This is a genomic window from Streptomyces sp. Ru71 (assembly GCF_002920535.1).
Classification (GTDB): Bacteria; Actinomycetota; Actinomycetes; order Streptomycetales; family Streptomycetaceae; genus Streptomyces.
Map to the genome: position 1 here is coordinate 1 of NZ_PQSS01000127.1, position 12,921 is coordinate 12,921.

Sequence of the window (12,921 nt, forward strand, 5' to 3'; positions counted from 1 at the left end):
CGAGGCCCGGGCCTGGCAGCGGCTGTTCGCGGAAGCCGCCGCCGTCCTCGACGGCTCCGGCGGGCCGGGGCCCGGGCGCATCGACGCGGCTCTGATCCGCTCCGTCGTCCCCTACGGCCGCACCGCGGCGACCCCGCCCGCCCCGTCAGCCGTCCAGGTGTCCGCCTCCAGCGGCGACTCCTACGGCGGCATGGTGATCTCCCGCCCGTCCCGCGCGCTCGCCCTCGCCGAGACCCTCGTCCACGAGTTCCAGCACAGCAAGCTGGCCGCGCTCCTGCACCTCTTCCCGCTGCTCGACGACGACCGCGAGGAGCGCTACTACGCCCCCTGGCGGGCCGACCCGCGCCATCTGACCGGCCTGCTGCACGGCGCGTACGCCTTCACCGGCGTCGCCGGCTTCTGGCGGGACCGCCTGGCGCAGGCCCGCGACGAGCCCGGGACGGGCACTCGGGGGGCCTGGCACACCGGCGGCCACGCGGACGGGGCCGGCCACGCGGACGGGGCCGGCCACGCGGACGGTGCCGGCCACGGCGACCGGGCCGCCCACGACGACCGGTGGACCGGCGACCAAGCCAGCCCCAGTGAGCGGTGGACCGGCGAGCCCCCCGACGGGTGGGCCGGCGCCGGCGCCGACCGCGACGCCGACACACGCGGCGACCTCGCGGCCGACGTCGCCGCCTACCACTTCGCCCTGCGCCGCCTGCAGAGCCGGCTCGTGGTGCGCACCCTGCTGACCAGCGGCCGCCTCACCGCCCAGGGCCGGGCGCTGGTGTCGGGCCTCGCGGCCACGCTCGACGGCTGGCTGCGCGAGCCCGTCCCGCCGGCCGCCCTCGCCCGGGCCCGCACGGCGGCCCTGCTGCACCGCACGGAGTGGCGCCTGCGCAACATCGCGGCACCGCCCTCGCCCACGGCCCCGACCCCGGACCCGCCCCGCTTCCGCACGGACCGCGCCTTCTGGCCCGACCTGCGCACCCACGCCTTCGCCAGCGCGCCCACCGCCCCGCGCACGCCCGACGAGCATCTGGCCGCCGGAGACCCGGCCACCGCCCTCGCCGGCTACGCCGACCTGCTGGCGGACCACCCCACGGAACCGCACGCGCTGGCCGGCTGGATCGTCGCCCGCGCCACCCTGGACCCGGGCCGCGCCTCCCGCCGCATGCTGGCCCGCCCGGAGCAGACCCAGCCCCAGCCGAGCGGCTGAGCCCGCCGTCCGCGGCCGAAAGCCCCCCTCTTTCTGACGGCGAAGGTGAAGAGAAACCTGCGAGTGGCGGGTCAACTCGGCACCCGGTGGTCAGGATGGAGGCATGGGATTCCACGTCGACTCCGAGGCCGGGCGGCTGCGCCGCGTGATCCTGCACCGGCCGGACCTTGAGCTCAAAAGGCTCACACCCAGCAACAAGACGGCCCTGCTCTTCGACGACGTGCTCTGGGTGCGCCGGGCGCGCGCCGAGCACGACGGGTTCGCGGACGTACTGCGCGACCGGGGCGTGAATGTGCACCTGTTCGGCGATCTGCTCACCGAGACCCTGGAGATCCCGGAGGCGAGATCGCTCGTCCTCGACCGGGTCTTCCACGAGAAGGAGTACGGCCCGCTCGCCACCGACCACCTGCGCGAGGCCTTCGAGACCCTGCCGGCGCGCGAGCTGGCCGAGGCGCTGGTCGGCGGGATGACCAAGCGGGAGTTCCTGCAGGCGCACGAGGAACCGGTCTCCGTGCGCTTCCACGTCATGGAGCTCGACGACTTCCTGCTGGCGCCGCTGCCGAACCACCTCTTCACCCGGGACACCTCGGCATGGATCTACGACGGCGTCTCGGTCAACGCCATGCGCTGGCCGGCCCGGCAGCGCGAGACCGTGCACTTCGAGGCGATCTACCGGCACCACCCGCTCTTCCGGGAGGAGCCCTTCCGGCTGTGGTCGGAGGGACAGGCCGACTACCCGTCCACCATCGAGGGCGGTGACGTGCTGGTCATCGGCAACGGCGCGGTGCTGATCGGCATGAGCGAGCGCACCACGCCGCAGGCCGTGGAGATGCTGGCGCACAAGTTGTTCGCGGCCGGCTCCGCCCGCACCATCGTGGCGCTGGACATGCCCAAGCGGCGTGCCCTGATGCACCTGGACACGGTGATGACGATGGTCGACGGCGACACCTTCACCCAGTACGCGGGCCTCGGCATGCTGCGCTCGTACACCATCGAACCGGGGGCCGGCGACAAGGAGCTGAAGGTCACCGACCATCCGCCGGAGCACATGCACCGCGCGATCGCCGCCGCGCTGGGGCTGAGCGAGATCCGGGTGCTCACCGCCACCCAGGACGTGCACGCAGCCGAGCGCGAGCAGTGGGACGACGGCTGCAACGTCCTCGCCGTCGAGCCGGGGGTGGTGGTCGCCTACGAGCGCAACTCCACCACCAACACGCATCTGCGCAAGCAGGGCATCGAGGTGATCGAGATCCCGGGCAGCGAGCTGGGGCGGGGCAGGGGCGGGCCACGCTGCATGAGCTGTCCGGTGGAGCGGGACGCCGTATAGCCGGGGCGCACCCGCCACCGTATATAAATTCTGTCCGTCGTATAGACTTCCAGGAGTTCCCTGTCCCCGTCCCTCTGGAGCGCCCCCATGGCGACAGTCCCGACCGCCCTCGCCGGCCGCCACTTCCTCAAGGAGCTGGACTTCACCCAGGAGGAGTTCCGCGGGCTGATCGAGCTGGCCGCCGAGCTGAAGGCCGCCAAGAAGGCCGGGACCGAGCAGCAGCACCTGCGCGGGAAGAACATCGCGCTGATCTTCGAGAAGACCTCCACCCGCACCCGCTGCGCCTTCGAGGTCGCCGCCGCCGACCAGGGCGCCCACACCACCTACCTGGACCCGACGGGCTCCCAGATCGGCCACAAGGAGTCCGTGCGGGACACCGCGCGGGTGCTGGGCCGGATGTACGACGGCATCGAGTACCGCGGCGACAGCCAGGAGAAGGTCGAGGAGCTGGCCGCGTACGCCGGTGTGCCCGTCTTCAACGGGCTCACCGACGACTGGCACCCCACCCAGATGCTCGCCGACGTGCTCACCATGACCGAGCACAGCGCCAAGCCGCTCACCGAGATCGCCTTCGCCTACCTCGGCGACGCCCGCTTCAACATGGGCAACTCCTACCTGGTCACCGGCGCCCTGCTCGGCATGGACGTACGGATCGTCGCCCCGAAGTCCTACTGGCCGGCCCAGGAGATCGTCGACCGGGCCCGCGAGCTCGCCGAGTCGACCGGCGCCCGCATCACCCTCACCGAGGCCGTGCAGGAGGGCGTGCGGGGCGCCGACTTCGTCGCCACCGACGTCTGGGTGTCCATGGGCGAGCCCAAGGAGGTCTGGGACGAGCGCATCACCGCGCTGGCCCCGTACGCCGTGACCATGGACGTGCTGCGCGCCACCGGCAACGCGGACGTGAAGTTCCTGCACTGCCTGCCGGCCTTCCACGACCTCGGCACCAAGGTCGGGCGCGAGATCTTCGAGACCCACGGCCTGGACTCCCTGGAGGTCACCGACGAGGTCTTCGAGTCCGCGCACTCGGTCGTCTTCGACGAGGCCGAGAACCGTCTGCACACCATCAAGGCGGTCCTGGTGGCCACCCTGGCCTGATCGAGGGCCCGGCCTCTTCGACGACCAGGCCTTATGCTGTCCGGCGGCCCGGAGCCACCCCTTCCGCGGCCGTCGCGCGCCCCACCTCGGCGCACCCCGTCCCCAGAAACGAGCACCACCCGCATGCCCCGCTTCAAGTCCCCCGCGCTCCTGGTCGCCGAATCCGGCGCCGACCGGGAAGGCCACGGCCTCAAGCGCACCATGGGCCTGGCCCAGCTGATCTGCTTCGGTGTCGGCGCGATCGTCGGCACCGGCATCTTCGTCGGGCTGTCCGACTCCGTCGCCCAGGCCGGCCCCGCGGTCGTCGTCTCCTTCCTGCTCGCGGCGATCACCTGCGTCTTCACCGCGTTCTCCTTCGCCGAGCTGGGCGGCGCGATCCCGGTCTCCGGATCGTCGTACTCCTTCGCCTACGCCGGCCTCGGCGAGACCACCGCCTTCCTGGTCGGCTGGTGCCTGCTCCTCGAATACGGCGTGTCCATCTCCGCCGTCGCCGTCGGGTGGAGCCAGTACGTCAACGAACTGCTGCACAGCCTCACCGGATGGCAGCTGCCCACCGCCCTGTCCGCCGGCCCCGGTGAGGGCGGCATCGTCAACCTCCCCGCGGTGATCGTCATCGCCCTGGCCTGCGTGCTGCTGGTGCGCGGGGTGCGCGAGAGCGCCCGGGCGACCGCCGCGATGGCCGCCGTGAAGCTGGCCATCCTGCTCGCCTTCTGCGCGATCGGCTTCTACGCCTTCAAGGACGGCAACCTCACCCCGTTCGCCCCGGCCGGCCTCGGCGGCATCGGCGCGGGCACCACCGCCGCGTTCTTCTCCTACATCGGCTTCGACGCGATCACCACGGCCGGCGAGGAGGCGAAGAACCCGCGCCGGGACATCCCCGTCGCCATCCTGGTCTGCATGGGCATCGTCACCCTGCTGTACTGCGCGGTCGCCCTCGCCGCGACCGGCGCCGTCGGCGGCAAGGAGGTCGGCGGCCGCCCCGCCGCCCTGTCCTACGTCGTCAACCAGGTCACCGGCTCCACGGTCGGCGGCGGCATCATCGCCTTCGGTGCGGTCGTCGCCATCGCCTCGGTCACGCTCGCGGTGATGTACGGGCAGAGCCGCATCCTGATGTCGATGTCCCGGGACGGGCTGATCCCGCGCGTCTTCGAGCAGGTCTCCCCGCGCACCTCCACCCCCATCGCCGGCACACTGATCATCGCCGTCGTCTTCGCCATCCCGGCCGCCTTCGCCTCGCTGGACGCGGTGGTCGACCTGTGCACCATCGGCACACTCGCGATCATGGCCGTGGTCAACATCGCCGTCATCGCCCTGCGCCGCCGCGAGCCCGGCCTGGCCCGCACGTTCCGGGTGCCGCTCTACCCGGTGCTGCCGCTGCTCGGCGTCGGCTTCTGCCTGTACCTGATGTACGAGACCGGCTGGAGCGCTTGGCTCCAGTTCGCCGGCTTCCTGGCTGCCGGCCTGGCCGTGTACGCCGTCTACGGGCGGCGCAACTCCCGGCTGGTCCGACCGGCGGCCGACGTCACGCCGGACGCCGCTGTGCGGGAACCGTCGGCAGTCTGAACCACACCGCCTTGCCGGACTCGGTGGGGCGGTGCCCGCACGACGAGGACAGGGCGCGGATCAGCAGGAGCCCGCGCCCGCCCTCCTGCCACGGGTCCGGCACGGCGAGGGTGGGCCGGGTGAGGTCGCCCGGCGGCGCCGGGTCCGGGTCGTGCACCTCGACCTGGCAGCCGGTCGGCAGCAGCTCCACCACCAGCTCTATGCCGGAGCCCCCAGAGGTGTGCTCGACGGCGTTCGCCACCAGCTCCGCCGTCAGCAGTTCCGCGGTGTCGCTGTCCGCCCCGTGCTCCAGCTCGGCCAGGGCCGTGCGCACCAGGGCACGCGCCACCGGCACGGCCGCGGCGGTGTGCGGCAGCGGGATGCGCCAGGAGGCGGACGAGGTGGGGGGTTCGTACACAGCGAGTCCGTTCATCAGCAGGCTGTCCTGCTTTCGACGTATGAGGATACGGCGCCGCCCCGCAGAGCCCTCGGCCGGGCGCCGTCCGGGACCGTCGGCCCCGGCAACGGGCGGCTTACCCGCCGAAACGCCCCGCCGCGCCGCACGGGTCCCACTGTTACCGGGTCATCGCTCGGCCGTGACGTTCTTCGGCCAATGTCCCGGCCGCCGTATCGCGTACTCGTGACGATGGTCACGGATCGGTGATAGCTTCGAAGGGCAGCGCTCAGTGAGGAGGCCGCCCGCATGAGTCCCTTCACCGGCTCGACCGCCCGCACCCCCGCCTGGGAGCATCTGCGGGTCGAGCACGCCGACGGGGTCGCGACCGTCACCCTGGCCCGCCCCGACAAGCTCAACGCCCTCACCTTCGGCGCCTACGCCGACCTGCGCGACCTGCTCGCCGAACTCTCCCGCGAGCGGTCCGTACGGGCCCTGGTGCTGGCCGGCGAGGGGCGCGGCTTCTGCTCCGGCGGCGACGTCGACGAGATCATCGGCGCCACCCTGTCCATGGACACCGCCCAGCTGCTCGACTTCAACCGGATGACCGGCCAGGTCGTCCGGGCGATCCGCGAATGCCCCTTCCCGGTGATCGCCGCGGTGCACGGCGTCGCGGCCGGCGCCGGTGCCGTCCTGGCCCTGGCGGCGGACTTCCGGGTGGCGGACCCCTCGGCCCGCTTCGCCTTCCTCTTCACCCGCGTCGGCCTGTCCGGCGGCGACATGGGCGCGGCCTATCTGCTGCCCAGGGTCGTCGGCCTCGGCCACGCCACCCGCCTGCTCATGCTCGGCGAACCGGTCCGCGCCCTGGAGGCCGAGCGCATCGGCCTGATCAGCGAGCTGACCGAGGACGGCCGGGCCGACGAGGCCGCCCGTACCCTGGCCCGCCGCCTGGCCGACGGCCCGGCCCTGGCCTACGCCCAGACGAAGGCGCTCCTGACAGCGGAGCTGGACATGCCACTGGCGGCCTCGGTCGAACTGGACGCCTCGACCCAGGCCCTGCTGATGAACGGCGAGGACTACGCGGAGTTCCACGCGGCCTTCACAGAGAAGCGCCCCCCGAAGTGGCAGGGGAGGTAGGCGGATGCTTCCTCGCAAGGGGACTGTGCCAACCCGCATCGCGATAGTCGGAGGCGGCCCAGGGGGCCTCTACGCGGCGGCGCTGCTGAAACGCCTCGACCCGACCCGCGACGTCACGGTGTGGGAACGCAACGCCCCCGACGACACCTTCGGCTTCGGAGTCGTCCTCTCCGACGAAACCCTCGGCGGCATCGAACACGCCGACCCCGTGGTCTACGAAGCCCTCCAGCGACACTTCACCCGCTGGGACGACATCGACATCGTGCACCGAGGCACCCGCCAAACCTCCGGAGGACACGGCTTCGCCGCCCTGGGCCGCAAACGCCTCCTGCAGATCCTGCACGACCGCTGCGAAGACCTCGGCGTCGACCTGCGCTTTCGCACCGAGGCACCGGACACCGACACGCTGGCGGCGACGTACGACCTGGTCATCGCCGCCGACGGAGTCCACAGCACCACCCGCGAGAGGTGCGCCGGCACCTTCCGCCCCCACATCACATCGCACCGCTGCCGCTACATCTGGCTCGCCGCCGACTTCGCCTTCGACGCCTTCCGCTTCGAGATCGCCGAGACCGAACACGGCGTGATGCAGCTGCACGGCTACCCGTACGCGGCCGACGCCTCCACCGTGATCGTCGAGATGCGCGAGGAGGTCTGGCGCGCGGCCGGGTTCGACGAGCTGACCGAGACCGAGTCGATCGCCCGCTGCGCCAAGATCTTCGCGGACGCCCTCGGCGGCCGGCCGCTGCGCTCCAACAACTCCACCTGGACCACCTTCCGCACCGTCGTCAACGACCGTTGGTCGCACGGCAACGTCGTGCTGCTCGGCGACGCCGCCCACACCGCCCACTTCTCCATCGGCTCCGGCACCAAGCTCGCCGTCGAGGACGCGCTCGCGCTCGCCGCCTGCCTCAACGAACAGCCGGACCTCGAACAGGCGCTCACGGCGTACGAGGAGGAGCGCAAGCCGGTCGTCGCCTCGACCCAGCGGGCCGCCCGCGCCAGCCTGGAGTGGTTCGAGAACCTGGCGCTGTACCTGGACCAGCCGCCCCGGCAGTTCGCCTTCAACCTGCTCACCCGCTCGCGCCGCGTCACCCACGACAACCTCCGGCTGCGCGACGCACGCTTCACCGATGCCGTGGAACGGGAGTTCGGCTGCCCGCCCGGCACCCCGCCCATGTTCACGCCGCTGCGGCTGCGCGGGCTGACCTTGCGCAACCGGGTCGTCGTCTCCCCCATGGACATGTACTCGGCGGTCGACGGCGTCCCCGGCGACTTCCACCTCGTCCACCTGGGAGCCCGCGCGCTCGGCGGTGCCGCCCTGGTGATGACCGAGATGGTGTGCGTGAGCGCCGAGGGCCGTATCACGCCCGGCTGCGCCGGCCTGTACACCGGCCGCCAGGCCGAGGCGTGGAAGCGGATCGTGTCCTTCGTGCACGACGCCTCGCCCGGTACGGCGATCGGCGTGCAGCTCGGCCACAGCGGGCGCAAGGGCTCCACCCGGCTGATGTGGGAGGGCATGGACCAGCCGCTGCCCGACGGCAACTGGCCGCTGGTGGCCCCCTCCCCGCTGCCGTACAAGCCGGGCAGCCAGGTGCCGCGCGAGCTGTCCCGGGCACAACTCACCGACATCCGCGAGCAGTTCACCGCAGCCGCCGAGCGGGCCGCCCGGGCCGGCTTCGACCTGCTCGAACTGCACTGCGCGCACGGCTATCTGCTGTCCGGCTTCCTGTCCCCGCTGACCAACCGGCGCACCGACGCCTACGGGGGCTCCCTGGACAGGCGGCTGCGGTTCCCGCTGGAGGTCTTCGAGTCCGTACGCGCGGTGTGGCCCGCGGAGCGGCCGATGACGGTGCGCATCTCGGCCACCGACTGGGCCGAGGGCGGCACCACCGCCGAGGAGGCCGTGGAGATCGCCCGCGCCTTCGCCGGGCACGGTGCCGACGCGATCGACGTGTCGACCGGGCAGGTCGTCGCCGACGAGCGGCCCGAGTTCGGACGGTCGTACCAGACGCCCTACGCGGACCGGATCCGGCACCAGGTGGGCGTCCCGGTGATCGCGGTCGGCGCGATCTCCTCCTGGGACGACGTCAACTCGCTGATCCTGGCCGGGCGCACCGATCTGTGCGCGCTGGCCCGCCCGCACCTGTACGACCCGCACTGGACGCTGCACGCCGCCGCCGAACAGGGTTACACCGGGCCGGGTGCCGTCTGGCCCGCCCCGTACCGGGCGGGCAGCCGCCGCCCGCAGACGGGCCGGACGGACGCGCCGAAGCCCCGGCTCAGCCTCTGAGCACGTCAGCCCTGCAGAGCGTCGGACCCCGGTACACCCGCGAACTCGGCACCCACATCGCGCAGCCGCTCGTGCAGTGCCTGGAACACGGCCACCGAGCGCACCCCGGGCCAGTCGGCGGGCAGCAGCCGCGCGGGCAGGCCTGGGTCGGTGTAGGGCAGGTGGCGCCAGGAGTCGAGGGCGAGGAGGTAGTCGCGGTAGGCGTCCTCGGGCGGGGTGTCGGGCCGCTGCTGCCAGGCGTGCAGCACCGGTTCGTGGCGGTCCAGGAACGCCTCGTGCTCCTTGGCGATGGCCGCCAGGTCCCACCAGCGGGCGACCGCCTCGGCGGTCGGCGTGTAGCCCAGGTGCTCGCCGCGGAAGAAGTCGACGTAGCCGTCCAGTCCCAGCCGCTGCAGCGTGTGCCGGGTCTCCTCGTACAGCCGGGCCGGCGCGATCCACACGCCGGGTGCCGCCGTGCCGAAGCCGAGGCCGGCCAGCCGGGAGCGCAGCACATGCCGCTTCTGCCGCTCCGACTCCGGCACCGAGAACACGGCCAGCACCCAGCCCTCGTCCTCGGCCGGCGTGGCGGCGTAGATGCGGCGGTCGCCGTCCGCCAGCAACTGCTCGGCCTGCGGGGAGAGTTCGTAGCCGGCGGCGCCGCGCTCGGTGCGGGCCGGCAGCAGCAGCCCGCGCCGTTTCAGCCGGGACACCGAGGAGCGCACCGAGGGGGCGTCGACCCCTACCGCGGCCAGCAGCCGGATCAGCTCGGCCACGGGCACCGGGCCCGGGACGAAGCGGCCGTAGGCACCGTAGAGCGTGACGATCAGGGACCGGGGAGCGTGCGGGTCGGACACGTTGATCATTTTAGGTCGTCGGTATCGCTGCTGGTCACGTTCGCCTCACCCGCCCGCGCGCAGCCGGAACCGCTGGAGTTTGCCGGTCGCCGTGCGGGGCAGCGCGTCCAGGAACACCACCTGGCGCGGGCACTTGTACGGCACCAGTTCGGACTTGACGTGCGCGCGCAGCGCCTCGGCGTCCTGCGGGGCGCCCTCCTTGACGACGACGTAGGCGACCACCACCTGCCCGCGGTCCTCGTCGGGCCGTCCCACGACCGCCGCCTCGACCACGTCCGGGTGGCGCAGCAGGGCGTCCTCCACCTCCGGTCCGGCGACGTTGTACCCGGCCGTGATGATCATGTCGTCGGCGCGGGCGACATAGCGGAAGTAGCCGTCGTCGTCGCGGACATACGTGTCGCCGGTGAGGTTCCAGCCGTCCCGCACGTACTCGCGCTGGCGCGGGTCGTCGAGATAGCGGCAGCCCACCGGGCCGCGCACGGCGAGCAGTCCGGGCTCCCCGGCGGGCAGTTCCCGGCCGTCGGCGTCCTGCACCCGCGCCTGCCAGCCCGGCACCGGGACGCCGGTGGTGCCAGGCCGGATGTCGTCGTCGGCGGCGGAGAGGAAGATGTGCAGCAGCTCGGTGGCGCCGATGCCGTTGATGATCTTCAGGCCGGTCCGCTCGTACCAGGCGTGCCAGGTGGCCGCCGGCAGGTTCTCGCCGGCCGAGACGCAGCGGCGCAGGTGGGACACGTCGTGGTGGTCGAGCTCGGGGAGCATCGCCCGGTACGCGGTCGGCGCGGTGAACAGCACCGAGACGCGGTGCTCGGAGATGGCGGGCAACAGCTGGGCGGGATGGGCCTGTTCGAGCAGCAGGGCACTGGCCCCGGCCCGCAGCGGGAAGACGACCAGACCGCCGAGGCCGAAGGTGAAGCCGAGCGGGGGAGAGCCGGTGAACACGTCGTCGGGGGTGGGTCTGAGCACGTGCCGGGAGAAGGTGTCGGCGATCGCGAGGACGTCCCGGTGCAGGTGCATGCAGCCCTTGGGGCGGCCGGTGGTGCCGGAGGTGAAGGCGATCAGCGCCACGTCGTCGGCGGCGGTGTCCACGGCCGGGTACGGGGTGCCGGGCGCCGGGCGGTTGAGCAGGTCGCCGGGGCCGTCACCGCCGTAAGTGGTGATGGACAGGCCCGGTATCTCGGCCTTGGCCAGGTCGTCGACCGCGCGGATGTCGCACAGCGCGTGCCGCACCCGGGCGATCTCGCAGATCGTGGCCAGCTCGTGCGGCCGCTGCTGGGCCAGCACGGTGACGGCGATCGCGCCCGCCTTCAGCACCGCCAGCCAGCAGGCGGCCAGCCACGGCGTGGTCGGGCCGCGCAGCAGCACCCGGTCGCCGGGCACGACCCCGAGGTCGCGGCCGAGCAGATGCGCGAGCCGGTCGACGCGGGCGCGCAGCTCGCCGTACGTCCAGACGCCCCCGTCCGGGGTACGGAACGCGGGGCGCTCGTCCGGGGGGCCCTGAAGCAGGACGCCGGCGCAGTTCAGCCGTTCGGGGTAGCGCAGCTCCGGGAGGTCGAAGCGGAGCTCGGGCCACTGCTCGCGCGGCGGGAGGTGGTCGCGCGCGAAGGTGTCCAGGTGCGCCGTGGTCGTCATGGCGGTTCGCCCCCTTGCCGGGTCGGGCGGGGTGGTGGGCTCGCTGAACGGGTCGACCTGTCGGGCCGGCTCATCCGGAGCGTATCGCCTTGGTGACGACAGTCAACGGTACGCGATATCGTCGAGGCGAGCCCGAGGGAGAGGGGACCGGCAATGCCCGCATTCTCGCTCGAACCGGAACAAACCGCCTGGTGTGCCGAGCTGCGCACCCTGGCCGCGGAACGGCTGCGCCCGCTCGCCGAGAAGGGCGAGCCCGGCCGCGTCAACCGCGCCCTCGTCTCCGAACTGGGGCGGCTCGGACTGCTGCGCCGCCTCTTCGCCTCGGGCGCGCTCGACCTGTGCCTGATGCGGGAGTCCCTGGCCTACGCCTGCACCGAGGCCGAGACCGCCCTCGCCCTCCAGGGCCTGGGAGCCCACCCCGTCCACGCCCACGGCACCCCGGCCCAGCGGGAGCGCTGGCTGCCCGCCGTGACCGAGGGCACGGCGATCGCGGCGTTCGCCCTCAGCGAGCCGGACGCGGGCTCGGACGCGGCGGCGCTGTCACTGGCGGCCGAACCCGACGGCCCCGGACGCTGGCGGCTCACCGGCGACAAGTGCTGGATCTCCAACGCGCCCGAGGCCGACTTCTGCACCGTCTTCGCCCGTACGACGCCCGGGGCCGGCGCCCGCGGCGTCACCGCCTTCCTGGTCCCGGCCGACCGGCCCGGACTGACCGGCAGCGCCCTGGAGATGCTCTCCCCGCACCCCATCGGCGCCCTGCGCTTCGACGCCGTGCCCGTGAGTGCCGACGACGTCCTCGGCGAGGTGGACCGCGGGTTCGCCGTCGCCATGGGCACCCTCACCCTGTTCCGGCCCAGCGTCGGCGCCTTCGCCGTCGGCATGGCCCAGGCCGCCCTGGACGCCACCCTCGCCCACACCGCCCGCCGCGGCGCCTTCGGCGGCACGCTGAGCGACCTGCAGACCGTCTCCCACCAGGTCGCCGAGATGGCCCTGCGCACCGAGGCCGCCCGGCTGCTGGTGTACGCGGCGGCGGCCGCCCACGACACGGGCGCCGCCGATGTGCGCGGGCGGGCGGCGATGGCGAAACTGCTCGCCACCGAGACCGCGCAGTACGTCGTCGACACCGCCGTCCAGCTGCACGGCGCCCGCGCGCTGCGACGTGGCCACCTGCTGGAGCACCTCTACCGCGAGGTCCGCGCCCCGCGCATCTACGAGGGCGCCAGCGAGGTCCAGCGCGGCATCATCGCCAAGGAGCTGTACGCCCGACGGGAGGCCACCGAGTGACCGCCGAGCGCGTCAACCCGCCCGGGATGTCCCCGCCCGCCGGCTTCTCCCACGCCGTCGTCGCCACCGGCTCCCGGGTGGTCTTCCTCGCCGGGCAGACCGCCCTGGACGCCGACGGCAAGGTCACCGGGGCCACCCTGCCCGAGCAGTTCGCGCGGGCCCTGGCCAACCTGCTGACCGCGCTGC

11 protein-coding genes are annotated in these 12,921 nt (G+C 73.1%); 8 read left to right on the top strand and 3 right to left on the bottom strand.

Annotation, left to right across the window (positions count from 1 at the left end; all coding sequences use genetic code 11):
• The 4 genes from C3489_RS39745 to C3489_RS36800 all read left to right on the top strand — a co-directional run.
• Positions 1-1,201 (top strand): HEXXH motif-containing putative peptide modification protein (locus tag C3489_RS39745; protein ID WP_258055111.1); only part of this gene is annotated, 1,201 nt, incomplete at its 5' end.
• 103 nt (positions 1,202-1,304) lie between these two features.
• Positions 1,305-2,528, top strand: coding sequence for an arginine deiminase (locus C3489_RS36790; protein ID WP_103786491.1), 1,224 nt, complete (start codon positions 1,305-1,307; stop codon positions 2,526-2,528).
• Between the two features lie 87 nt (positions 2,529-2,615).
• Positions 2,616-3,623, top strand: a complete 1,008-nt coding sequence (gene argF, locus C3489_RS36795) for an ornithine carbamoyltransferase (protein WP_103786492.1) — start codon at positions 2,616-2,618, stop codon at positions 3,621-3,623.
• Between the two features lie 123 nt (positions 3,624-3,746).
• On the top strand, positions 3,747-5,186 hold the full coding sequence (locus C3489_RS36800; RefSeq protein WP_103786493.1) for an amino acid permease: 1,440 nt from the start codon (positions 3,747-3,749) through the stop codon (positions 5,184-5,186).
• Here the strand turns inward: C3489_RS36800 and C3489_RS36805 are convergent.
• A complete protein-coding gene (locus C3489_RS36805) occupies positions 5,146-5,598 on the bottom strand; it encodes an ATP-binding protein (RefSeq protein WP_103786494.1) in 453 nt (150 codons plus the stop codon). The genes C3489_RS36800 and C3489_RS36805 overlap by 41 nt on opposite strands.
• Positions 5,599-5,868: 270 nt before the next feature.
• Between C3489_RS36805 and C3489_RS36810 the strand changes: the two genes are divergently transcribed.
• Both C3489_RS36810 and C3489_RS36815 read left to right on the top strand, forming a co-directional pair.
• A complete protein-coding gene (locus C3489_RS36810) occupies positions 5,869-6,696 on the top strand; it encodes an enoyl-CoA hydratase family protein (RefSeq protein ID WP_103786495.1) in 828 nt (275 codons plus the stop codon).
• Between the two features lie 4 nt (positions 6,697-6,700).
• Complete coding sequence (locus C3489_RS36815) at positions 6,701-8,989, top strand: bifunctional salicylyl-CoA 5-hydroxylase/oxidoreductase (protein WP_103786496.1); 2,289 nt, start codon at positions 6,701-6,703, stop codon at positions 8,987-8,989.
• A gap of 5 nt (positions 8,990-8,994) precedes the next feature.
• On the opposite strand, the gene C3489_RS36820 is transcribed toward C3489_RS36815, so the two are convergent.
• Both C3489_RS36820 and C3489_RS36825 read right to left on the bottom strand, forming a co-directional pair.
• Entirely contained in the window at positions 8,995-9,831 is an 837-nt protein-coding gene (locus C3489_RS36820; RefSeq protein ID WP_103786497.1) for a PaaX family transcriptional regulator C-terminal domain-containing protein, read from the bottom strand.
• A 36-nt stretch (positions 9,832-9,867) separates the two neighbouring features.
• The gene (locus tag C3489_RS36825) at positions 9,868-11,451 is read right to left on the bottom strand and encodes an AMP-binding protein (RefSeq protein WP_103786498.1); all 1,584 of its coding nucleotides are present in this window, start codon (positions 11,449-11,451) and stop codon (positions 9,868-9,870) included.
• Between the two features lie 153 nt (positions 11,452-11,604).
• Between C3489_RS36825 and C3489_RS36830 the strand changes: the two genes are divergently transcribed.
• Positions 11,605-12,735, top strand: a complete 1,131-nt coding sequence (locus tag C3489_RS36830; protein ID WP_103786499.1) for an acyl-CoA dehydrogenase family protein — start codon at positions 11,605-11,607, stop codon at positions 12,733-12,735.
• Positions 12,732-12,921, top strand: a 190-nt coding sequence (locus C3489_RS36835) for a RidA family protein (RefSeq protein WP_374936807.1), incomplete at its 3' end; no start/stop codon positions are given. The genes C3489_RS36830 and C3489_RS36835, both read left to right, overlap by 4 nt.

Excerpts from the sequence above, each read along its gene's own strand:
- C3489_RS36790 (WP_103786491.1), top strand. The coding sequence starts at position 1,305 with ATGGGATTCCACGTCGACTCCGAGGCCGGGCGGCTGCGCCGCGTGATC.
- argF (WP_103786492.1), top strand. The coding sequence starts at position 2,616 with ATGGCGACAGTCCCGACCGCCCTCGCCGGCCGCCACTTCCTCAAGGAG.
- C3489_RS36800 (WP_103786493.1), top strand. The coding sequence starts at position 3,747 with ATGCCCCGCTTCAAGTCCCCCGCGCTCCTGGTCGCCGAATCCGGCGCC.
- C3489_RS36805 (WP_103786494.1), bottom strand. The coding sequence starts at position 5,598 with ATGAACGGACTCGCTGTGTACGAACCCCCCACCTCGTCCGCCTCCTGG.
- C3489_RS36810 (WP_103786495.1), top strand. The coding sequence starts at position 5,869 with ATGAGTCCCTTCACCGGCTCGACCGCCCGCACCCCCGCCTGGGAGCAT.
- C3489_RS36815 (WP_103786496.1), top strand. The coding sequence starts at position 6,701 with ATGCTTCCTCGCAAGGGGACTGTGCCAACCCGCATCGCGATAGTCGGA.
- C3489_RS36820 (WP_103786497.1), bottom strand. The coding sequence starts at position 9,831 with ATGATCAACGTGTCCGACCCGCACGCTCCCCGGTCCCTGATCGTCACG.
- C3489_RS36825 (WP_103786498.1), bottom strand. The coding sequence starts at position 11,451 with ATGACGACCACGGCGCACCTGGACACCTTCGCGCGCGACCACCTCCCG.
- C3489_RS36830 (WP_103786499.1), top strand. The coding sequence starts at position 11,605 with ATGCCCGCATTCTCGCTCGAACCGGAACAAACCGCCTGGTGTGCCGAG.